Source organism: Saccharopolyspora endophytica, from assembly GCF_018070075.1.
GTDB classification, from domain to species: domain Bacteria; phylum Actinomycetota; class Actinomycetes; order Mycobacteriales; family Pseudonocardiaceae; genus Saccharopolyspora; species Saccharopolyspora endophytica.
This window is the reverse complement of the sequence record NZ_JAGPXE010000005.1, coordinates 106,554-128,068: the sequence shown is the minus strand read 5'-3', so window position 1 is coordinate 128,068 and position 21,515 is coordinate 106,554. Positions and strand designations below refer to the sequence as shown.

Below are 21,515 nucleotides of genomic sequence, written 5' to 3'. Positions count from 1 at the left end.
CGGTCGCCTCATGCCCGGGGTGACCCGAATACGGCGGTAATCAGACCCCCGATTACGGCGGTATTCAGGGTTGTTCCGGGAGTACGGCCGTATTCGGACGCCTGATTACGGCGCTAATCGGGGTCGTGACCACGGCGGTGATCGGGGTACCCGGTGCCGCCATCGGGGTGAACGTGGGCACATTTCGCCCACCTTCGGGACTTAATCGCTCGATCGGGTGGTTAATTAAGGTCGCTATGTCTGTCCTGCGACCGTGGCTGTTGACCTCGCGCCTGCACGTCGATCTTCGACGGCAGGCCAGCTGCGTCTGTCGTTGATCTCCTCCGGCCTGAGCTGAAGCCCTCGCTCGGCCGCTCCCCCGCGCGGCGCTCCGCCGCGCTCCGGCGCTGACCCGCGCCCTCTTGCGCATCAAACCCCTCACGACCTCAGGAGATCCCTGTGTCCGACACCGCCGGGCGGTCCCGCCTGCGCTTCAACCCCAAGTTGTTCGCCGTCGCAGTGCTCGCCTCGCTGGTGCTCGGTGCCCTGCTCGGCTGGGTCGCCAAGCAGACCGACGCCCAGTGGCTGATCACCACCCTGGACACCATCGGCAGCACGTTCACCAAGCTGCTCAGCTTCACCGTGCTGCCGCTGATCTTCACGGCGATCGTGGTGGGCATCAACAGCCTCCGCTCGCTCGGCGGCGGCCGGACCGCGGCCCGCCTGGGCGGCAAGACCGCGCTGTGGTTCGCCATCACCTCGCTGATCGCCGTGGTGATCGGTCTGGTGATCGGCCGGCTGTTCCAGCCCGGCCGCGGCCTGGTCATCGAGCCCGACCCGGAGAAGCTGCAGGCGATCGGTGAGAAGACGCAGGGCTCCTGGCTGGACCTGCTCAACGGCCTGGTGCCGGACAACCTGATCAGCGCCTTCGCCGAGGGCGAGACCCTGCAGGTCGTGTTCGTGTCGCTGATCATCGGCGCGGCCACCTACAGCCTCGGTGACAAGGCCGCGCCGTTCGTGAACTTCAACAAGGCGGCCTTCGAGGTCATCCAGCGCGTGCTGGGCTGGATCATCCGGCTGGCCCCGCTGGGCACCCTCGGCCTGATCGGCAACGCCGTGGCCACCTACGGCAACGAGTTCTTCCTGCCCCTGGTCAAGCTCATCGGCTCCACCTACGCGGCCTGCCTGCTGGTGCTGTTCGCCGTGTACCCGCTGCTGCTGGCCCTGGTGGCCAAGGTCAGCCCGGCCCGCTTCTTCGCCAAGTCGTGGACGGTCCTGCAGTTCGCCTTCGCCTCCCGGTCCTCCGGCGCGAGCCTGCCGATGACCCGCCAGGCCGCGGAGAACCTGGGCGTTCCGCCCTCCTACGCGAGCTTCGCGGTCCCGCTGGCCAGCACCACCAAGATGGACGGCTGCGCGGCGATCTACCCGGCGATCGGTTCGCTGTTCATCGCCAACCTCTTCGGCATCCAGCTGGGCTGGGTGCAGTACCTGACGATCATCGCGGTCGCGGTGTTCGGCTCGATCGCCACCGCGGGCGTGACCGGCTGGTTCACGATGCTGACGCTGACCGTCGGCGCGCTGGGCTTCCCGCCCGAAGTCGTGGCCACCGGCATCGCCATCGCCTACGCGGTCGACCCGATCATGGACATGATGCGCACCGCCACCAACGTCGCCGGCCAGATCGCCGTCCCGGTGATCGTGGCCCGCAGCGAGAACGTCCTCGACGACGAGGTGCTGGACGCCCCCAGCACGCCCCCGCTGATCGGCGACCGGGAACCGGCCACGGCCTGAGCGGACCGGTCCGGTGCGTGATCGCGCGCACCGGACCGGGAAAGCACTTCGTTCGGGGGATGCCGCATCCGTAGGATGGGCCGCGTGGACAGCGGCCGGCGGGGAAAAGACCTGCGCATCGGTGACCCCGAGCGCGAGCGGGCCATCCGGCTGCTCGGCGAGCACTTCTCCGCCGGGCGCCTGGAGCTCGCCGAGTACGACGAGCGCAGCAAGCTCGCGGCGGGAGCGCGGTTCGGCTCGGAGCTCGACGGGCTCTTCGACGACCTGCCCGGGCCCCGCCCGTTCGGCGAGCTGGCGCCCGCCACGACACGCCCCGCGCCCTCGGTGGGCAACGTCGCACTGGCGGTCGGCGCGGTGGCGCTGCTGCTCGCGCTCGTGGTGGTCGCGAGGCCGATCGGGCTGATGCTGCTGTTGCCGACCGTGGCGATCATCTGGTTCATGTGGCGACGAAGGTGACGACCTACCGTCACCTGCGAGCACGTTTCGTTACGGTGATGCCCATGCACAGCTCGCGGTTCACCGGGGTGCGACGTCTCAGCGCGTTGCTCGGCCTCGGCGCGCTCACCCTCACCGGTTGCGGCATCTGGCAGTCCGCCCCCACGGCCGGCACCGCACCGCCCCCACCGCCACCACCGGCACCGGTCACCAGCGCACCTCCGTCGCTTCCGCCGAGGCCGTTCGACCTCGGCCTGGACGGCGTCGACCCGTGCGAGCTGCTCACCGCCGACCAGCGCAACCAGCTCGGCTTCGACCGCGAACCGCAGCCGGACTCCGACGCCGGCTTCGGCAACGCCGCCACCTGCAGCTACCGCAACACCACGGCCAAGGTCGGCGCCCGCCTGGCGCTGATCACCACCGAGGGCATGCGGGTGTGGACCGACGACACAGCGCAGGTCGAAGCCACGCCGATCCTCGTGCAGGGCTTCCCCGCGCTGGTGATCAAGACCCCGGGGCTCGACCTGTCGTGCAACGTGGCGGTCGACGTCGCCGAGGGCCAGCACCTCGACGTCCTCTACCGCGACGACGGCGGGCAGCCACCGCCGCCGGTGGACCAGCTGTGCTCCGGCGCTCAGCGGGTCGCCGAGGAGGCGGTGCGCACACTCGCCCACCCGCCCGCCTCGGGAACCTCCAGCTCGGAGGCCCCGACGGAGCTGCCGTCCGAGTCGACTCCCTGATCCGGCACCACCCCCCGCGTATGGAGGACTCCACAGCGTTACAGATCGCGGATACAGTGTCCGGCGGACGTTTCACCTGTGGGAGGGGGCGACGTGCCGTTAACCGAGCCGTACGGCGCGGGTTCCGGTGGTTCGATGCAGGTCGAGCCCACCGCGATCCCGCGTCTGGTCAACTCGCTGCAGGAGTCCCTGGACGCCGTCGGGCTGCAGATCGAGCACGCCATCACCGAGCTCCGCATCCGTCCGTGGGCCGGTGACCCGGTCAGCACGGACGCGGCCGAGCTGTTCAACGAGCGATCGGTCGGCGGTGGTGAGGACGCGTTGACCGCGCTGTGCGGGTACCGCGACCAGCTGCAGGCCGCCGCCGAGTCGTTGCAGCAGGCCGGCCGCGAGTACGAGCAGATCGACCACGACAGCGCGGCCGGTCTGGGCGGGGGTTGCTGATCCGCGATGGGTGACCACCGATGGCAGGGCTACCAGCACGCCGAGCTGTACGCGCAGATCAACGAGGGTCCGGGTGCGCACGGCTCGACCGACAGCGTGCGCCGCTGGACCGAGCTGACCCGCGCGCTGGGCGAGATCGACGGCGGTCTGGCCGCCGCGGTCGCCGCCGCGAAGAGCGGCTGGCAGGGCTCGGCGGCCGACAACGCCAACGCCGGTCTTCGCCCGCTGGGCGAGTGGGCGGTGCTGGCGCAGCAGGCGAGCACGGTCATGCGCGAGCGGGCCGAGCAGCAGGCGGAGTTCATCAGCAAGGCCCGCAGGGACATGCCACCGCCGGTGCAGGCGACCAGCGAAGACCCGGGAACCGCGGCGACCGCGCTCACGCACCTGTTCGGCGGGCAGACCGACTACGAGGTCCAGGAGGCCCGGCAGCACGCCGCCGAGCAGCGCGCGTTCGACGTGATGCGCACCTACGAGGCGTCGACGCAGGCCAACACGACGTCGCTGGCCTCGTTCGCCCCGCCGCCGCAGGTCGTCGTGGACGCCCCGGCCTCGGGCGGGTCCAGGGCACCGGGCGGTACACCGCAGGTGACGATCAGCTGGGGTCCCACGGTCGCCGCGCCGAGCACCGGTGCGCCGACCGGCCGGACCGGTGCGGGCACCACCGCGCCCGGTGCCAAGCAGGACGGTCGCCGTTCGAGCCGCCCCGCCGGTTCCGCCGCAGGGCGGGCGTCGGGCAAGCGCGCCAAGGGCGGACGCGACGAGGCCGTCGAGCGCGAGGTCACCGAGAAGCTGGGTGACGGCGGGTTCTTCGGCGAGCAGCAGACGGGTTCGCGCCCGGTGATCGGCGGCGAGCCCGGTCGATGAACACCACCGCACGTGCCGAGAGGCTGATCGGCCTCTCGGCGTTGGAGTTCGACGTCCTCGCCGAGCACCTGGAGCTCGACGGCGTGCCGCTGGTCCTCAAGGTCCCGTCGCCGGGACGCACCCACGCTGAACGCGCGAAGCTGGTCGCCTCCGCGTGGCGCGCGATGTCGAACCGCGGCCTGATCAGCGGCGGCGAGCTCGACGCCGACCTGGAGTGGATGCTGCGGCTCGTCGCCGAACCCGGCCGCGAGGTCGACGGGCGGAGTTGGTTGCAGCGCAGCGTTCGAGTGCTGGCCGCCGCCGAGAAGGACGGCGAGCGCGCCGTTCTCGTGGTCAAGGACGGCGATCACCTGAGCTTCTCCGCCGTTTCGGCCGCCGGGATCCCGCGCGCGGCGATCTCACCGCTGCCGGAACTGCCCGCAGGCCCGGGCCGATCGGTGTCGGTGCCCAGCGACGTCCTCGACGCCGCCGCCCACGAGGTGGGTGACAAGACCGAGCAGCTCGCCTCCGCGCTGCAGCGGCGCGGTGTTCGTCCCGACGACGCCGAGGTCCTGGGCGAGATGGTGGCCGGAGCCGTGGCGCAGGGACAGTTCGGCGCGGCCGCGCGAGTCCGCTACGGCAGGCGCGAGAGGGCCGGACGCGTCGTCGGGTTCTTCGACTCCGCCCTGGGCCGCTACGCGCAGCTGCGCACCACGTCGCCTTCCGGGGAGGCCTGGAGCACGATCGCCCCGGCCGACAACCGCCGCCTGGCGGGCCACGTGGAAGAACTCCTCGACGAGGTCACCACCCCACCCCACCCGTAGCGCTCACCAGCACGGCAAGGGCCTCGCCCCGCAGCACCATTCGAATTTCGCGCGAAATTGGGACGCGAACTTCTGCGCTCGAATTTCGCGCGAAATTCGAATCCTGGTTCCGGGGGCGCACCTCGGCGGGTGTTCTGCGCCGGGCTCGTCGGTCGGCGCGGTGCTCATGATGATGGCCCCGTCCGAGGACGGGGCCATCACCTTGAGCGCGTTCGTCAGACCACCGGTTCCAGGAGGCTGATCCTGGCTTCCGGGGCCGCCGAGCGCTTGGCGTCGGCGGCTTGGTCGCTGGGTTCGGTCTGCGAGTCGCGTTCGGCTTCGACCCGCTGGGTGTAGACGGCGACCTCGCGGGCGATGGTCTCCTCGTCCCAGCCGAGCTCGACCGCCATCAGCCGCGCCACGGCGTCAGCGCAGTCCACGCCCCGGTGCGGGTACTCGATGGAGATGCGGGTGCGCCGGGTGAGCACGTCCTCCAGGTGCATGGCGCCTTCGTGGCTGCACGCGTAGACGATCTCGGCCTGCAGGTAGTTCGGCGCGGCCGGGACCGGCTTGAGCAGGTCGGGTCGCTCGTCGCCTGCCGAGAGCACCTCGTGGATCTCCGAGCCGTAGCGGTCCAGCAGGTGCCGGATCCGGTACGGGTGCAGGCCGTGCGCGCCGGCCAGCTGATCGGCCTGGTTGACCAACGCGTGGTAGCCGTCGGCGCCGATCAGCGGAACCTGGTCGGTGATCGACGAGGCCATCCGGCCGGGGACGTCGGGCGAGACGGCGTCGACCGCGTCGGCGGCCATGACCCGGTAGGTCGTGTACTTGCCACCGGCGATGGCCACCAGACCTGGGGCCACCCGCGCGACCGCGTGTTCGCGGGAGAGCTTGGAGCTCTCCTCGCTCTCACCCGCCAGCAGCGGCCGAAGACCGGCGTAGACGCCCTCGATGTCGTCGTGCGTCAACGGGGTGGCCAGCACCGAGTTGACGTGTTCGAGCAGGTAGTCGATGTCGGCCTTGGTCGCCGACGGGTGCGCGAGGTCGAGGTGCCAGTCGGTGTCGGTGGTGCCGATGATCCAGTGGTTGCCCCACGGGATGACGAAGAGCACGGACTTCTCGGTGCGCAGGATCATGCCGGTCTCGGCGACGATCCGGTCGCGCGGGACGACGATGTGCACGCCCTTGCTGGAGCGGACGCGGAACCGCCCGCGACCTCCGGAGAGCTTCTGCAGCTCGTCGGTCCACACCCCGGTCGCGTTGATCACCGCGTGGGCGCGGACCTCCACCTCCTCGGCGGTCTCCACGTCGCGCACCTTGACGCCCGCGATCCGGTCGGCCTCCCGCAGGAAACCGGTGACCTGCGTGGAGGTCATGACCACGGCGCCGTAGCGCGCGGCCGTGCGGGCGACGGTCATGGTGTGCCGGGCGTCGTCGGCCTGCGCGTCGTAGTAGCGGATGCCGCCGATCATCGCGCTGCGCTTGAGCGCGGGGACCATCCGCAGCGCACCGGCACGGCTGAGGTGCTTCTGACCCGGCACCGAGCGGGCGCCGCCCATCGTGTCGTACATGAGCAGACCGGCTGCGGTGTAGGGGCGCTCCCAGAAGCGGCGGGTCAAGGGGTACAGGAACGGGACGGGCTTGACCAGGTGCGGAGCGAGCCTGGTCAGCATCAGCTCGCGTTCCCGCAGCGCCTCGCGCACCAGGGAGAACTCCAGCTGCTCCAGGTAGCGGAGGCCACCGTGGAACAGCTTGCTGGAACGACTGGAGGTCCCGGCCGCCAGGTCGCGGGCCTCCACCAGCGCGACCCGGAGTCCCCGGGTGGCCGCGTCCAGCGCCGCTCCGGCGCCGGTGACGCCGCCGCCGATCACCACGACGTCGAACTCGTCTTGCTCGAGCCGCTTCCAGTTCTCGGCCCGCTCGGTGGGTCCCAACGAGCCCTTCAGCCGGTTTCCGGTCTCGGTCTTGTCCTTGGACTTGGACACCGCGTCCTCCTCGCTTTGATCGCGTCCCACCGTTAAACCCACCGCCGACGCGGAACCGGACCTGCGCGCAGGTGGCGCACCACGGTGGTCATCATGCCCGACCAGCACTGTCCGTGCCTGGCGCAGCGCGTCCCGCTGCCGTCGCCTGCTCGACGAGCGCTCCTCGCTCGCGCAGCACTTCGATCTGGTGGCCGGGTGTTCTCGAATCCACGATGACGATGTCGAAGTCCTCGACGGGCGCGACCGCGTGCAGCGCGCGCCGGTGGAACTTCGTGTGGTCAACGTAGAGCACTGTGCGCTGAGCTGCGGCCAGCATCGCCTTCTTGATCTGCACCATCTCCTGCTGCGGGTAGCAGCCGATGCCGTCGGTCACCGCCGACACCGACATGATCGCCAGGTCGACGCGCAGGTTGCGCAGCGAGTCCAGCGCCATGCCACCGACGAACGCGTCCGCCCACGGCAAGTAGTCGCCGCCGACGCAGATCAAGCTGATCCCGGGAGCGGCGGCGAGCTCGTCGAAGACGCCCCGGTGGTTGGTGACCACCGTCAGCGGGGCGCGGTCGGGCAGCAGCCGGGCCAGGTGCACGCCGGTGGTGGAGTCGTCGAGCAGCAGCGCCTGCCCGGGCTCGATGAGCTCGGCGGCGGCGCGGGCCAGCTCCTCCTTCTCGGACCGGTTCTGCTGCAACCGGTATTCCGAAGCCGCTTCGTAGAGCAGCGACGAGGCGGCCGAGACGTTGCCCCGGTTGCGGTGCACCAGGCCCTGCGATTCCAGGTCCGCGAGATCCCGGTACACGGTCATGGCGCTGGCGCCGATGGTCGCGACCAGGTCGTCGATGCGCAGGGTGCCCTCCGCCATCACCAGCTCGGTGATCTTGCGGCGCCGGTCCTGCTGCTTGCCGGACGGTCGTCGGCCGGACATGGCGGCTCCTCGCTCCGATTGGCGCTGACTGCGGCCGGATCACCTCCGCTACCGCAAGCTCACCGTACAACTCGATAAAAACACCATCTCAACCAGTCCGCAACGCTTCTTTTCACACAGAGTTTGTGATTAAAGTGTCGTCCGGTAGCCGGGGTCGATCACTCGATCCAGGCGTGCCGGACGCCGGTGTCCCCGCACCGGGAGCCCGGCACCGGGGATCTTCGTCATTCCGCGCTACCACCGGGCGAGCTGCGGGATTAGGCGGTACAGACGAGAGTGCTGCGCACGACTGGCGGCACACATGGACACGTGTTGCCATGCGGCAGTACCGTCCCGACTCGCTCCATGTCGGACAGACACCGAACACCCGCCTGTGCCAACGGCGGCATCACGAGGGGAACGGGAGAATGACCAGTCTTGGCGAGGTATTCCTCTGGGAGCTGCTCGGGACGGCGATACTGACGCTCATGGGCTGCGGCGTCGTGGCGAACGTGACGCTGAGCAGGAGCCTCGGAGTCGGCGGCGGCTGGCTGCTGGTGAACTTCGGCTGGGGCTTCGCGGTTTTCGCCGGCGCCAGCATCGCCGAACCTGCCGGGGCCCACATCAACCCCGCGGTCACCATCGGACTCGCGATCTACGGGGACACCGCGTGGTCGCAGGTCCCGGTCTACATCGCCGCGCAGATCATCGGCGCCGTGCTGGGCGCGGTGCTGTGCTGGGCGGCCTACAAGTTGCAGTTCGACACGACGGAGGACCCCGCCAACACCCGGGGGATCTTCTGCACCGGACCGACGGTCCCGAACGCTCCGTGGAACCTGATCACCGAGATCATCGGCACCTTCGTGCTGGTGTTCTGGATCATCACCAACCCGCCGGCCAGCGCCGGTGACGCCCCGGGAGTTCCGGACTTCGGCAACGCGGCGCTCGGCTACGCCGCGGTCGCCTTCATCGTGATCGGCATCGGCAACTCGCTCGGCGGACCGACCGGGTACGCCATCAACCCGGCGCGCGACCTGGGTCCGCGCATCGCGTACGCGATCCTGCCCATCCGCGGCAAGGGTTCGGCCGAGTGGGGCTACTCGTGGGTCCCGATCGCCGGACCGATCATCGGTGGCGCGCTGGCGGCGCTGCTGGCCCTCGCTCTGCCCATCAGCAGCTGACCGGACAAGGAAGGTTTGAACAATGGCCTCGTACATCGCCGCCATTGACCAGGGGACCACGTCCACGCGGTGCATGATCTTCGACCACGCCGGCAGCGTGGTCGCGGTCAACCAGAAGGAGCACCGCCAGCTGTTCCCCAAGGCCGGCTGGGTCGAGCACGACCCGGTCGAGATCTGGAACAACGTCCGCCAGGTGTGCGCGGGCGCGCTGGCCAAGGCCGACCTGGTCTCCTCCGACATCGCCGCCTGCGGCATCACCAACCAGCGCGAGACCACTGTGGTCTGGGAGAAGGCCACCGGCAAGCCGGTCTACAACGCCATCGTCTGGCAGGACACCCGAACCGACGAGATCGTCAGCGAACTGGGCGCGAAGGAGGGGCAGAACCGCTTCCAGGCGAAGACGGGTCTGCCGCTGGCGACCTACTTCTCCGGTCCGAAGGTGAAGTGGCTGCTGGACAACGTCGAGGGCATCCGGGAGCGCGCCGAGAAGGGCGAGCTGCTGTTCGGCAACATGGACACCTGGGTGCTGTGGAACTGCACCGGTGGCCCGGACGGCGGACTGCACGTCACCGACCCGACCAACGCCTCGCGCACGCTGCTGATGGACCTGGAGACCCTGCAGTGGGATCCGGACATCTGCGCCGAGATCGGCGTGCCGATGTCGATGCTGCCGGAGATCCGCTCCTCCTCGGAGGTCTACGGGCAGTTCCGCGAGCGCGGTGTGTTCGCCGGGATCCCGATCGCCGGCATCCTCGGCGATCAGCAGGCCGCCACCTTCGGGCAGGCGTGCCTGTCGCCCGGTGAAGCCAAGAACACCTACGGCACCGGCAACTTCGTCCTGCTCAACACCGGGACCGAGCGCGTCATCAGCCAGAACGGCCTGCTGACCACGGTCGGCTACAAGATCGGCGACAACGACACGATCTACTGCCTGGAGGGCTCGATCGCGGTCACCGGTTCGCTGGTGCAGTGGCTGCGGGACAACCTCGGCATGATCGGCAGCGCCCCGGAGATCGAGCAGGTCGCGTCCAGCGTGGACGACAACGGAGGCGCGTACTTCGTGCCCGCCTTCTCCGGACTGTTCGCACCGCACTGGCGCTCGGACGCGCGCGGCGCGATCGTCGGGCTCACCCGGTACGTCAACCGCGGTCACCTCGCCCGAGCGGTGCTGGAGGCCACGGCCTTCCAGACCCGCGAGGTCATCGAGGCGATGAACGCCGACTCCGGTGTCCCGCTGAAGTCGTTGAAGGTCGACGGCGGCATGGTCGTCAACGAGCTGCTGATGCAGTTCCAGGCCGACATCCTGGGCGTTCCGGTGATCCGGCCGAAGGTCAACGAGACCACCGCGCTCGGCGCCGCCTACGCGGCCGGCCTGGCGGTCGGCTTCTGGGAGAGCGAAGCCGACATCCGCAGCAACTGGGCCAAGGACAAGCAGTGGGACCCCGCCATGACGGAGGAGTCCCGCGAGAAGCAGTACGCCAACTGGCAGAAGGCGGTCACGAAGACCTTCGACTGGGTCGAGTGACGACCTCCCGCTGAGCCGTTCCGGCGGCGTGATCCGCACCTCGCGAAGCACTCGCGAGAGCGGGTCACGCCGCCGTTTCGCGTGCGAGCTCGGCCAGGTGCCGCAGCGAGTTGGCGAGGTGGTCCGGGCCGAACGGCGGGAAGTGGAGGTAGTCCCGAACGGACTGCGGGACGGCGGACCAGTCGTAGGTGAGGGTGACCGCGGTCGTGGACGGGCCGAGCGGCACGAGGTCGTAGCGCCACGACCAGCCGCCGAATTCGAGGTGACCGTCGCCCTCGGGGTCGTAACCGGTCCGCCAGCCTATGGTGCGCGGCGGGTCGATCACCTGGATCTCGTTCGCAACCTGGTAGTCCCCGTTCTGGGCGTCGGGGTGGTACATGTCCATCCGGAAGATCTGCCCCACCTCCCCCAACCTCGCCCTGTCGACGGGTTCCTGGACCCACCCGGTGCCGTCGATCGTGGGATGGGTCGTCGGGTCCGCCAGCACGGCGAACACCGCCTCTGCGGGTGCGGCGATCGTCCGGGTAGCGCTCACGTTCTCCTGGTTCACGGTCAGCACGCTCCTCGCGATGTCGGTCGGCCCCACGCGAGGCCGTTCGCACATGCAGACCGAGCGACCGGGACGAACTCATCGCTGCGCGGATGGGGTGATCCGCGCAGCAGCGGACCACCCCACGCCACTTCACCCTTCGAGCAGGGACTCAACCCGATCTGCTGCCCGGGTGAGACCGCCCGATTCCCTGATCTCCTGCTGGCTCCGGTCCACGTTCCGACGGATGTCCGGATCCTTCGTGACCTTCGACAGAGCGTCCCGCAGCTCGTCAGGAGAAACCGTGGCGGAATCGACCTGGACGCCGAGGGACAGCTGCTCGATGCGGTCGGCGTTGGCGAACTGCTCGGCGGCCTGCGGTGCCGCGATCAGCGGGACGCCGTGGTGCAGCCCTTCCATCACCCCGCCCATGCCCGCGTGGGTGAGGAACGCGTCCGCGTGCGAGAGCACCGCGAGCTGCGGGATCCACTGGTGGATCTCGACGTTCTCCGGTGCCTCGCCCAGCTCCGCCGGATCGATGCCGCGACCGACCGACAGCACCACGTGCCGGTCCATCCCGCCGAATGCCTCCAGGCACCTGCGGTAGAAGTCGCGGCGGTCGTTGTAGGCCGAGCCCAGCGAGATGACCAGGACCGGGCGGTCGTCCGGCGGGCTCCAGCTTTCCTGGGACCCGCGTTCCGAGAGCATCGGGCCGACGAACTCGAACGAGTCCTCGACCTCGTCGCCGAAGTACTGGAACCCGCGCGGAATCGTCACGATGGCCCGCTGCGGCACCGCGATGTCCTGGAAGGCGAGGCCGACGCCCTGCGCGGCGAAGTACCGGTCGTAGCGGGCCCGCACCTCGCGCTTGCCCGCCGTGTCCTGCGCCGTCCCCAGCACCTGCTCGATGCCCGGGGAGAAGACGTACGTCGGTGAGAGCTGGATGCGCGGGATCCGCCACTTCTCGGCCAGCACCAGCCCGGCGAACGCGGCGACGTCGTAGACGATCACGTCCGGTCGATCGTCGGTCAGCGCCCGCTCCAGTTGCGGCAGCACGAGGTCGGTCTCGTCGAGGAACAGGCGCTGCGCGGTGAGCTCGTCGTCCGGCCACTCCGACCGCTGAGCCCCGGCGGTGCCGGGCAGCAGGGAGTCGTGGCGGACCGGTTCGGCGCCGCTGCCGATGACCTGCGCGGTGAACTCGTCGGTGGTCGCGTAGCTGACGCGGTGGCCGCGCTCGGCGAGCTCGGCGACCAGGCCGAGGCCGGGATTGATGTGACCGTGAGCGGGGATGGACACGAACAGGACGTGCGCCCGCCGCCTGGTGCGGTGGAGGTTCTGAGACATGAGTGGGAACTCCTGATCAAGACGCCCGGATGACGGGCGGGAACGAGTGATGACCGCGCCGCGGAGATCCGCGCGCGGTGAGGCCGCTTCAGGCGGTCTTGATCAGAGGTAGAGCTGCCACTGCACGAGCCGAGATTAGCCCGGAGCCACGAGAGGTGTCGCGCGATTTTCCGCGGGGTCAGTCTCGGTGGGGGCGTTGTTCGGGCGGGAGCTGGCAGGCCGGGGTGGCTCCGGGCAGGCGGTGGCGGTGGTCGGCGACCCAGCGGTAGAGGCGGTCGGCGAGGGTGCGCAGCAGCGGCGCCGACATGAGCCCGCCCAGCAGCGGCCAGGGGGCGCGGCCGGACTTGAGGAGTTCGGCCACCGCTGCGGCGCCGCCGAAAACCCGGCCGGAGCGGTCGATCCAGAGGACCTCGTGAGCGGCGCGGGCTTCGGTGACGTTCAGCGCCGCGAGGTCGGCTTCCTGCCAGGGCTGGACCCGCATGCGCACCGGCAGGCGCACGGCGAGGCGGACGCTGCGGGTGCAGAACCCGCAGTCGCCGTCGTAGATCAGCACCGGACGTTCGGCCACGAGGCCATCCTCCCCCACGGGAGGCGCTGCGTCAGTCCAGGTCGTCGTGGCGCATCAGCAGGCGGCCGGCCTCGGTGAGCGAACCCGACAGCGACGGGTACACCGAGAAGGTGTTGGCCAGGTTGTCCACCGTCACCTGGTTCTGCACCGCGAGCGCGATCGGCAGGATCAGCTCGCTGGCGTTGGGCGAGACCACGACGCCGCCCACGACCACACCGGTCTGCGGGCGGCAGAAGACCTTGAGGAAACCGCGCCGCAGGCCTTCCATCTTGGCGCGGGGGTTGGTGGCCAGCGGCATCATCACGGTCCGCGCGGGGACCTCGCCGCTGTCGATGGCCTGCTGGCTGATGCCGACCGTGGCGATCTCGGGGTGGGTGAAGACGTTGGCGGCCACCGTCTTCAGCTTGATCGGCGTGACGCCCTCGCCCAGCGCGTGCCACATCGCGATGCGGCCCTGCATGCCGGCGACGGAGGCCAGCAGCAGCAGACCGGTGCAGTCACCGGCGGCGTAGATGCCCGGGGCGCCGGTGCGCGACACGCGGTCGACCTCGACGTAGCCGCCCCGGCCGGGCTCGATGCCGACCTTCTCCAGGCCGATGTCGCTGGTGTTGGGCACCGAGCCCACCGTCATCAGCGCGTGGCTGGCCTCGACCTTCCGGCCGTCGGCGAGGTGGATGACCACGCCCTTCTCGGTGCGCTGCACCGACTCGGCGCGGGCGTGCTTGACGACCTCGGTGCCGCGCTCGGCGAACACCTCTTCGAGCACGGCCGCGGCGTCGGCGTCCTCGTGCGGGAGCACGCGGTCGCGGCTGGAGATCATGGTGACCTTGACGCCCATCTCGGTGTAGGCGGAGGCGAACTCCACACCGGTGACACCGGAGCCGATGACGGCCAGGTGCTCGGGCATTTCCGGCAGGTCGAAGAGCTGGCGCCAGGTCAGGATCCGCTCACCGTCGGGCTCGGCGCCCTTGAGGATGCGGGGCGTGGCGCCGGTGGCGATCAGCACGACGTCGGCGGTGAGCTCTTCGTAGGTGCCGTCGGCGCGGTCCACGCCGATCTGGTGCACGGCCATGCCCGGCGTCGGGTCGGTGAAGCGGGCCCGGCCAGCGATGATCTTGACGCCTTCGCGGCGCACCCGGGAGCGGATGTCGGCCGACTGCGCGAGGGCCAGGCCCTTGACCCGGCCGTGCACGACGGCGACCTCGACGTCGGCTTCGTGGGAGGAGGGCCGGATGCCGAGCTCCTCGGCGTCGCGGAAGGAGGATCGAGCCCCGGCGGAGGCGATGAAGGTCTTCGAAGGAACGCAGTCGTAGAGCACGCAGGCCCCGCCGAGACCTTCCGGCTCGACGAGCGTGACGTCCGCTCCGTTGGAAGCGGCGACCAATGCCGCCTCGTAGCCCGCCGGTCCGCCGCCCATGATCACGATGCGGGTCACTTCGCGCTCCTCCTGAGTCCACCTGGCCGAAGGGCACCCCGTTGCCGGTGGTCACCGATTACACCGATGGGCGCCGGACTCACGGTACGCCGCGACGAGTCCGGGCAAACCGGGTGGTACCGACCGGGACGGGTGATCGTGGCGAAGACCACTCCCACCCGCCGACACCGCCTGTGATCAATGCCGGTGCGCAGGTTCTCCGGCTCGCGGCCGGGATGCCGGATGACCGAGAAACCCACATTCGTGCTGCCCTCCGGTCCGCTTTTCGGCCAACGGATCGCTACCCTGTGGGGCGTGCCTCTGTACGCCGCGTACGGATCCAACATGGATCCTGCCCAGATGTTGAAGCGCGCCCCGCATTCCCCGCTGGCGGGAAGCGGCTGGCTGATGGACTGGCGGCTGACCTTCGGCGGCGAGGACTACGGCTGGGAAGGCGCCCTCGCGACCATCGTCGAGCAGCCCGGTTCGCAGGTCTTCACGGTGCTCTACGACGTGAGCCCGGAAGACGAGAAGAACCTGGACAACTGGGAGGGCGCCGAGCTCGGGATGCACAAGAAGCTGCGGCTGATGGTGCAGACCCTCGACGGCCCGGTGCTCGCGTGGTTGTACGTGCTCGACGCCTACGAGGGCGGGCTGCCCTCGGCACGCTACCTCGGCGTGATGGCCGACGCGGCGGAAGCCGCCGGAGCCCCCGAGGACTACGTCGAGAAGCTCCGGAAACGCCCCTGCCACAACGTGGGCCCCGGCTCTCCCCGCGAGCTCTAGAGCCAGCCGCGCTCGCGGAGCTGCGCCGCGAACCGCTCGTAGGTGGAGTCGAGCGCGTCCGCTTCCGCCCGGTCCGGCTCGACGAGCTCGCCTTCCGGCACCATCGCGGCCGCCGCCGCGCTCAGGTCCGGGTGGATAGAACCGGTGGCCGCGAGCAGCGCCGCGCCCAGAGCCGTTCCGGCGCCGAGCACGCGCAGCACCGGCCGGTCGAGGACCGAGGCCCGGACGCGGCACCAGGCCGTGCTCCGCGCGCCACCACCCGCCGTGCGCACCGGCCCTTCGGCCACCGCGCCCAACGTGGCCAGGCGTTCCAGCGCGAGGCGTTCGCAGAAGGCGATGCCCTCCAGGCGCGAGCGGTGCTCCTCCACGCGGTCCCGCGGCGCGCCGACGAGGAACGCCTCCGCCTCGGGCGCCTGGAACGGGAACCGCTCGCCCCGCCCGCGCAGCGGGTAGTTGAGCACGCTCGCCGGTCCGTTCGCGACGGCCGCGGCGTCCAGTTCGGGCAGTTCGGCCGGGTCCACATCGGACAGCGCCGAGCCGCCGATGTTGGCGGCCCCGCCGGGCAGCCACCTGCCTTCGGGGTGCAGGTGGCTGTAGACGACTCCGGTCGGGTCGTGCACGAGCTTCTCGGACACGCCCTTGATCACCAGCGTCGTGCCCAGCACGGTCACGAACTGCCCGGCGTCGACGGCGCCCGTCGCCAGCTGCCCGGCGCACCCGTCGGTCATGCCCGCGCGAACCTCGCAGCCCACCGGCAGCCCGGTGAGCCCCGCGGCCTCGCGCCCCACCTGGCCGAGCGCCGTCGTGGGACGCACGACCCGCGGCAGCAGCGCGACGGGAGCGCCTGCCGCCCACTCACCCGCCGCCGCGTCGTAACCGCTCTTGAGCGCGTGGCTGGTGTCGGTGGCGACCGGGTGCCCAACAAGGTGCCGGGCGATCACCTCGGGCGTGTGGCAGATCTGCTCGGCCCCCGCCGGGAGGTTGTCGGCCAACCAGGAGACCCGGGCGCGGCGGTCGTCGTACATCAGCGCGGGGCCGACCGGTTCGCCGTCGGCGTCGACGGCGACGACCGTGCCGGAGGTGGCCGAGATCGCCAGCGCGGTGATCTCGGCGCTGCGCGCGCCCAGCAGGCGGGTGCACTCGGCCAGGCAGTCGCGCGCGGCGGGCCACCACGACAGGGCGTCCTGCTCCGAACGCCCGCCGGGCGAGCGCACGGGCGCGGGAAGCGGCTGCGAGGACTGGGCCAGCAGCGCGCCCGCCGGGTCGTGGACCTGCACCCGGACGGTGGCCGTGGCGACGTCCACACCGGCGACGAGCTCGCCGGTCATGACGCCAGCTTCTCCAGCGCACCCGGCAGTTCCGCCAGCGAGTGCACGGCGATGTCCGGTTCGGCGAGCTGCTCGGGCGTCGGCGCGGGTGGCGCTTCGCCGCGCAGCACCCACACCGTGCGCAGGCCCATGCGCTGGGCACCGCGGACGTCGGTGTCGAGGCGGTTGCCGACGTGCACCGCGCGGGACGCCGGAACACCGGCCTCGTCGAGGGCGTGCTGGAAGATCCGCGGGTCGGGTTTCTCCGCACCGACGGTCTCCGAGATGGCCCAGACGTCGATGTGCTCGGCGACGCCGTCGCGGCGCAGCGCGTCGACGACGACGGAGCGCTGGTTGGCGACCACGGCGATCCGGTAGCGCTCGCCGACCAGGCGCAGAGCGGGCAGGACGTCGTCGTGGAGGGCTTCCGGCGGGTACTCCCAGTACCGCTCCGCCAGGTCCGACAGCCGCTGCCGGTCCTGCACGGTGAGGAAGCGCTGCGCCATCGCCGTGCGCAGCGAGCCGCCTTGGGCCTGCCTGCGCTCGTCGTAGAGGCGCAAGAACTCGGCCTCGGAGACCTCGTCGCCCTCCTCGGCCGCGAGTTCGCGGGTGGCGCGCAGCAGCGCGTCACGGTACGCGGCATCGTCGTAGACCGGGCCGCCCACGTCGAGCAGCACGAGGTCGATCGGTTCGGCTCCGGTGGTGGGATCGGCCGGCACGTCCGGTCCTTTCGCTCGCGGTCCGAGGGGACCGAGGTGGCACCCTGCACCCCCAAAATAACATCGGGAGCGACAGAATTAACAGCATTTGATGTGATAACTACCAGTGCGCTCGTGGTGCGGCGCTCGCGAACGCCGCACCCGGTCACGCCCACGCCAGCTCCAGCAACGCCCAGGCCCTCCGGGTGCCGCGCCGGTCCCGGCGACGGGCCAGCCGCTCCCCGATCAGCGCGCGGAAGTGCTCGGCACCCGAGCCGAGCCGCCCCAGGGCGCGTTCCAGGCAGTCCAGCGCGCGGCGTTGCGGACCGGAGCACAGCACGTCCGCCAGCGCGACGTCCAGCGCCTGCACGCGGAGCCCGTCGAGCTCGATCACCTCGGTCTCCCGGAACCAGGCGTGGTGCACGACCATGTCGCCGTGCGACCGCAGCTCCCGGTCGTAGGGCACGGTCACGTGCACGGCGTCCTCGACCGGGCCGCAGCCGTGCATGGCCACGGCCGTCGGCCCGGAGATCACCCCTTGATCACCGGCGCGCAGCAGGGCCGCCGCGGCTCTGGCCATCGGATCGCGCAGGAGCGCGGCCGGCAGCACCACGCCTGGCCAGGGCTGGACCCACTGGCCCGTCTCCAACGCCTCGGCGAGATCGGCGGCGCCGAGCAGGCGTTCGGCCTCGTGGCGCGGCAACGCCCCGTGCCGGCGCTGCGGGGTCTGCGGGTCGGGTGCGGGCAGGAACTGCGGGCGGTCGATGTTCGTCCTCATGCTGAGAAGAGGCGCGAACACCGCCCACAGATGCACCCCGAGCCCGGATACACCTCGATCAGGCGAATTCCGCCGCCCGCTCCGTCAGCTCCGCAGGCTCAGCAGTGCCGTGTGGACCATCGTGCGGATCCCGACCAGCAGCGCCCGCTCGTCGAGGGTGAAGGTCGGCTGGTGCAGGTCCTTGATCCGTCCGCTGCCCGAGTGCACGCCCAGGCGGGCGAACGAGCCGGGCACGTGCTCCAGGTACCAGCCGAAGTCCTCGCCGCCCGAGGACTGCGGGGTGTCGGCGTGCGCCTGCTCCCCCAGCGCGGCGGTGATCCCGGCGCGCATCAGCTCGGTGCTGTCCCGCTCGTTGACCACCGGCGGGACGCCGCGGCGGTGCTGCAGGTCGAAGCCGACCCCCAGCGGCGCGAGCAGGCTCTGCGTGAGCTCGTGGACCAGCGGTTCCAGCTTCGCCCAGGTGTCCCGGTCGGCGGTGCGCAGCGTGCCGGTGAGAACCCCGTCCTGCGGGATGGCGTTGGGCGCCTCACCCGCGTGCACCGCGCCCCAGGTCAGCACGGTCCCGGTGCGCGGGTCGACGCGGCGGGACAGCAGCGCGGGCAGGCCGGTGATCACGCTGCCCAGGGCGTGCACCAGGTCGGCGGTCAGGTGGGGCCGCGAGGTGTGCCCGCCGGGCGAGGTCAGCCGCAGCTCCAGCAGGTCGGTGGCGGAGGTGATCGGTCCGACGCGGGTTCCGACGCTGCCCGCGGGCAGGCGCGGGTCGCAGTGCAGGCCGTAGATCCGGTCGACGTCGTCCAGCGCGCCGCTGGCCAGCACGTCCAGCGCGCCGCCGGGCATGACCTCCTCGGCGGGCTGGAAGATCATCCGCACGCGTCCGGGCAGGTCGGGGGCGGTGGCCAGGGCCATCGCGGCGCCGAGCGCGACGGTGGTGTGGGCGTCGTGGCCGCAGGCGTGCGAGGCACCCTCCACTGTGGAGGAGTACGGCAGGCCGGTGGCCTCGGTCAGCGGCAGCGCGTCGATGTCGGCGCGCAGCGCGATCGTGGGACCGGCGCTCGTTCCCTCGATGTCGCAGGTCAGACCGGTTCCGACGGGGAGCAGGCGGGGCGACAGGCCGATCCGGCCGAGCTGGTCGACGAGGAACGCGGTGGTGCGGTGCTCGGCGCGGGAGAGCTCCGGGTGGGAGTGGATGTGACGGCGCCAGGCGACCACGCGATGCGCGTTCGCGTTCAACCAGGCGTCCAGCCAGGACGGTCCGCGACCCGCACCGATGTCGGGCACGACGGACTCCACACTGGATCCGAAGCGGGAATCCATGTCCGCAATCGTGCTTTCGGTCGCGCCGATCGGCTCGTCAGCCACCAGCGTCGCCTGGGCGACGGCCCACTCCTCGTCCGTCACCGCCGAACCGTCACGGTTCGGGCGCTGGCCCGGGTCCGGGCCACGAGAATCCACCACGGTCACGCCACGCCTCCCGACGTGCAGAACTGTTCGGTCGAACCTTTTCCAGCGCGGCCGGCGACACCGGCGAGCAGCCGTTCGCGCTGCGTGCCGTCGAGCACGGCCGCGAGCGCGGTCCAGGCCATCGCCACCGCCCCGTCGAGGACCGCCTGGTCCGCCGAGGGAGTGGCGCAGGCCGCGGCGAACTCCGCCTGGTGGTTGACCGCGTCTCCGCATTCCACCGCGATCATCGGGTGGATCGCGGGCAAGGCCCTGGTCACGTTGCCCATGTCGGTGCTGCCGATGACCCGGCCCCGCTCGGTGCTCCGATCGAGCGGTTCACGCCCGAGATCGGTGATCGCGCGACGGTACGCCTCCGACAACCACTGGTCGCAGGCGAGCTCCGCGTAGACCGGGGAGATCTGCACGATCTCGTGCGAACATCCGGTCGCCGTCGCACCCGCTTCGAAGCAGGCCCGGATGCGGTTCTCCAGGCGCTGCAGCGAGCGCGCTTCGGCAGCACGCAGGTTGTAGACCGCCGCGGTGCGCGCGGGCACGATGTTCGGCGCCGCGCCACCCTCCGTGACGATACCGTGCACCATCTGCTGCGGCTCCAGGTGCTGCCGCAGGAGTCCGATGGCCACCTGCGCGACGGTGAGCGCGTCGGCGGCGTTGATGCCGAGGTCGGGCGCGGCCGCGGCGTGCGCGGCGCGGCCGGTGTAGCGGACCTCCAGGTCGGTGATGGCCAGCGAGCTCGGCAGGCAGATGTCCTCCGGCCCGGGGTGCACCATCATCGCCAGGGCGACGTCGTCGAAGACGCCCTCTTCCATCATCACGACCTTGCCGCCACCGGTCTCCTCGGCCGGTGTGCCGAACACCTTGACGGTGAGCCCGGCTTCGTCGGCGACCTCGGCCAGCGCGAGGGCGGCGCCCACGGCGGAGGCGGCGATGACGTTGTGCCCGCAGGCATGTCCGACCTGCGGCAACGCGTCGTACTCGGCGCAGATGCCGACGACGAGGTCACCGCTGCGGCGCTCGGCGACCAGCGCGGTGTCGAGGCCGGCGACGGGGGCCTGGACGGCGAAGCCGTGCTCGGCGAGCAGCGCTGCGACCTTGGCGGCGCTGCGGTGCTCGGCGAAGGCCGTCTCCGGCTCGGCGTGGATGCTGCGGGACAGCCCGGTCAGCGCCTCCTCGTTCCGGCGCACGACGTCGCGGCAGCGGTCGCGCAGCGCGGTTCGGCCTCCGGGCGCGCTCTGATCTTCGGGCGGGGTGGTACGCATGTGCGTTCATCCTGCATCAGCAGGATCAGCGGCGCGGGACGAGCACGCTACGTGGCGACCACCGGTAGGCCAGCTGCGCCGAACGGGTGGCGAGACTTCAGCTGGACAGAAAAAGGTGAATTCACATATTTGTTGAATTCCACGCAATTCCACGGACCGAGACGGACATTCCCGGCGCAAGGTCGGGAATGGGTGTGGGCCGGCACCGGTCGGGGGGCTTCCCGGCGCCGACCCACGTCTCAATGGGTTACTCACCCAGGAAGCGTGCGGAATGACTCCGCACGCACGATCAGGGTGAAAATCCCACAGGTTCGCCGTCAGGTCTAGTCCATGGCGGAAATTGGTAGTGAAGAAAGAGCGAAAACCGACGCTTCGGTCTGTTTTCTAGGAATGCCTACTTCTTCTTCTCGAAGAACAGCATCGGCTTCTTCCGGACCTTGCGGGAAAGCAGCACGAGCCCGATCAGCACCACACCGGCGACCCCCATCGCGGTGCGCTGGTTGCGCTCGGCCTGCGTCTCGCGCTCGGGCGCGGGGGACTCCGGCGTCGGCTGCTGGGCCACGACGGCGACCTGGGCGACCTCGGCCTGCCCGGCCGCCGGGCTCGCCGCCGCCCAGGGTGTGAGCAGCAGGGATAACGCGATCGCAAGTCCCGCGAGCAGGCGGCCGATCCGCCACATGATGGCTCCACATCCTTCGCGTCGCGCCGGATCACCGACACATCCGGGTCGTGTTCCGCGACCCCGTCCAG

The 21,515-nt window shown here is 70.8% G+C and carries 22 protein-coding genes; 10 read left to right on the top strand and 12 right to left on the bottom strand.

All coding sequences use genetic code 11. The annotated features are described in order from the left end of the window. Window positions 1–236 precede the first annotated feature (236 nt). The 7 genes from KBO27_RS34785 (at window position 237) to KBO27_RS14230 (ending at window position 5,056) form a co-directional block, all read left to right on the top strand. Complete coding sequence (locus KBO27_RS34785) at window positions 237–317, top strand: putative leader peptide (RefSeq protein ID WP_363872896.1); 81 nt, start codon at window positions 237–239, stop codon at window positions 315–317. 121 nt (window positions 318–438) lie between these two features. Continuing rightward, entirely contained in the window at window positions 439–1,770 is a 1,332-nt protein-coding gene (locus tag KBO27_RS14255) for a dicarboxylate/amino acid:cation symporter (RefSeq protein ID WP_210970487.1), read from the top strand. Between the two features lie 84 nt (window positions 1,771–1,854). Next, a complete protein-coding gene (locus KBO27_RS14250; protein ID WP_307870409.1) occupies window positions 1,855–2,226 on the top strand; it encodes a DUF1707 SHOCT-like domain-containing protein in 372 nt (123 codons plus the stop codon). Window positions 2,227–2,270: 44 nt separating this feature from the next. Beyond that, window positions 2,271–2,945, top strand: coding sequence for a DUF3558 domain-containing protein (locus KBO27_RS14245; RefSeq protein ID WP_210970485.1), 675 nt, complete (start codon window positions 2,271–2,273; stop codon window positions 2,943–2,945). 93 nt (window positions 2,946–3,038) lie between these two features. Next, window positions 3,039–3,389 carry a hypothetical protein gene (locus tag KBO27_RS14240; protein WP_165939759.1) on the top strand — a complete coding sequence of 117 codons (351 nt, stop codon included), beginning with the start codon at window positions 3,039–3,041 and terminating at the stop codon, window positions 3,387–3,389. 6 nt (window positions 3,390–3,395) lie between these two features. Further along, complete coding sequence (locus KBO27_RS14235) at window positions 3,396–4,253, top strand: PPE domain-containing protein (protein ID WP_210970484.1); 858 nt, start codon at window positions 3,396–3,398, stop codon at window positions 4,251–4,253. Beyond that, window positions 4,250–5,056 carry an ESX secretion-associated protein EspG gene (locus KBO27_RS14230; RefSeq protein ID WP_210970483.1) on the top strand — a complete coding sequence of 269 codons (807 nt, stop codon included), beginning with the start codon at window positions 4,250–4,252 and terminating at the stop codon, window positions 5,054–5,056. The genes KBO27_RS14235 and KBO27_RS14230 overlap by 4 nt, the downstream gene beginning before the upstream one ends. Before the next feature lie 215 nt (window positions 5,057–5,271). On the opposite strand, the gene glpD is transcribed toward KBO27_RS14230, so the two are convergent. Next, window positions 5,272–7,020 (bottom strand): glycerol-3-phosphate dehydrogenase, encoded by a 1,749-nt coding sequence (gene glpD / locus KBO27_RS14225; RefSeq protein WP_307870408.1) that lies wholly within the window; start codon window positions 7,018–7,020, stop codon window positions 5,272–5,274. 91 nt (window positions 7,021–7,111) lie between these two features. Next, window positions 7,112–7,939, bottom strand: a complete 828-nt coding sequence (locus KBO27_RS14220; protein ID WP_210970482.1) for a DeoR/GlpR family DNA-binding transcription regulator — start codon at window positions 7,937–7,939, stop codon at window positions 7,112–7,114. A gap of 407 nt (window positions 7,940–8,346) precedes the next feature. Between KBO27_RS14220 and KBO27_RS14215 the strand changes: the two genes are divergently transcribed. Then, complete coding sequence (locus KBO27_RS14215) at window positions 8,347–9,099, top strand: MIP/aquaporin family protein (RefSeq protein WP_210970481.1); 753 nt, start codon at window positions 8,347–8,349, stop codon at window positions 9,097–9,099. Between the two features lie 22 nt (window positions 9,100–9,121). After that, window positions 9,122–10,624: a glycerol kinase GlpK gene (glpK, locus tag KBO27_RS14210; RefSeq protein WP_210970480.1), complete on the top strand. Its 1,503-nt coding sequence runs from the start codon at window positions 9,122–9,124 to the stop codon at window positions 10,622–10,624. Between the two features lie 64 nt (window positions 10,625–10,688). Here glpK and KBO27_RS14205 read toward each other — a convergent pair whose 3' ends face one another. From KBO27_RS14205 to KBO27_RS14190, 4 genes are all read right to left on the bottom strand, one after another. After that, on the bottom strand, window positions 10,689–11,174 hold the full coding sequence (locus KBO27_RS14205; RefSeq protein ID WP_307870407.1) for an SRPBCC family protein: 486 nt from the start codon (window positions 11,172–11,174) through the stop codon (window positions 10,689–10,691). Window positions 11,175–11,306: 132 nt separating this feature from the next. Beyond that, entirely contained in the window at window positions 11,307–12,497 is a 1,191-nt protein-coding gene (locus KBO27_RS14200) for a macrolide family glycosyltransferase (protein WP_210970478.1), read from the bottom strand. 178 nt (window positions 12,498–12,675) lie between these two features. Further along, the gene (locus tag KBO27_RS14195) at window positions 12,676–13,065 is read right to left on the bottom strand and encodes a thiol-disulfide oxidoreductase DCC family protein (protein ID WP_210970477.1); all 390 of its coding nucleotides are present in this window, start codon (window positions 13,063–13,065) and stop codon (window positions 12,676–12,678) included. A 31-nt stretch (window positions 13,066–13,096) separates the two neighbouring features. After that, entirely contained in the window at window positions 13,097–14,500 is a 1,404-nt protein-coding gene (locus tag KBO27_RS14190; protein ID WP_210970476.1) for an NAD(P)H-quinone dehydrogenase, read from the bottom strand. A 294-nt stretch (window positions 14,501–14,794) separates the two neighbouring features. On the opposite strand from KBO27_RS14190, the gene KBO27_RS14185 reads away from it, so the two are divergent. Further along, window positions 14,795–15,265, top strand: a complete 471-nt coding sequence (locus KBO27_RS14185; RefSeq protein WP_093413862.1) for a gamma-glutamylcyclotransferase family protein — start codon at window positions 14,795–14,797, stop codon at window positions 15,263–15,265. On the opposite strand, the gene KBO27_RS14180 is transcribed toward KBO27_RS14185, so the two are convergent. The 6 genes from KBO27_RS14180 to KBO27_RS14155 form a co-directional block, all read right to left on the bottom strand. Continuing rightward, window positions 15,262–16,593: an FGGY-family carbohydrate kinase gene (locus tag KBO27_RS14180; protein ID WP_210970475.1), complete on the bottom strand. Its 1,332-nt coding sequence runs from the start codon at window positions 16,591–16,593 to the stop codon at window positions 15,262–15,264. The two genes, KBO27_RS14185 and KBO27_RS14180, sit on opposite strands and share 4 nt — an antisense overlap. Then, on the bottom strand, window positions 16,590–17,291 hold the full coding sequence (locus KBO27_RS14175) for an HAD family hydrolase (protein WP_210970474.1): 702 nt from the start codon (window positions 17,289–17,291) through the stop codon (window positions 16,590–16,592). The genes KBO27_RS14180 and KBO27_RS14175 overlap by 4 nt, the downstream gene beginning before the upstream one ends. A 145-nt stretch (window positions 17,292–17,436) precedes the next feature. Beyond that, on the bottom strand, window positions 17,437–18,048 hold the full coding sequence (locus KBO27_RS14170) for a hypothetical protein (RefSeq protein ID WP_246537249.1): 612 nt from the start codon (window positions 18,046–18,048) through the stop codon (window positions 17,437–17,439). A gap of 84 nt (window positions 18,049–18,132) precedes the next feature. Continuing rightward, entirely contained in the window at window positions 18,133–19,509 is a 1,377-nt protein-coding gene (locus tag KBO27_RS14165; protein ID WP_372448847.1) for a M20 family metallopeptidase, read from the bottom strand. After that, window positions 19,506–20,765 carry a M20 family metallopeptidase gene (locus KBO27_RS14160; RefSeq protein WP_210970473.1) on the bottom strand — a complete coding sequence of 420 codons (1,260 nt, stop codon included), beginning with the start codon at window positions 20,763–20,765 and terminating at the stop codon, window positions 19,506–19,508. Before KBO27_RS14160 ends, KBO27_RS14165 begins: the two co-directional genes overlap by 4 nt. Window positions 20,766–21,159: 394 nt before the next feature. Then, complete coding sequence (locus KBO27_RS14155) at window positions 21,160–21,444, bottom strand: hypothetical protein (protein ID WP_210970472.1); 285 nt, start codon at window positions 21,442–21,444, stop codon at window positions 21,160–21,162. Window positions 21,445–21,515: the final 71 nt, after the last annotated feature.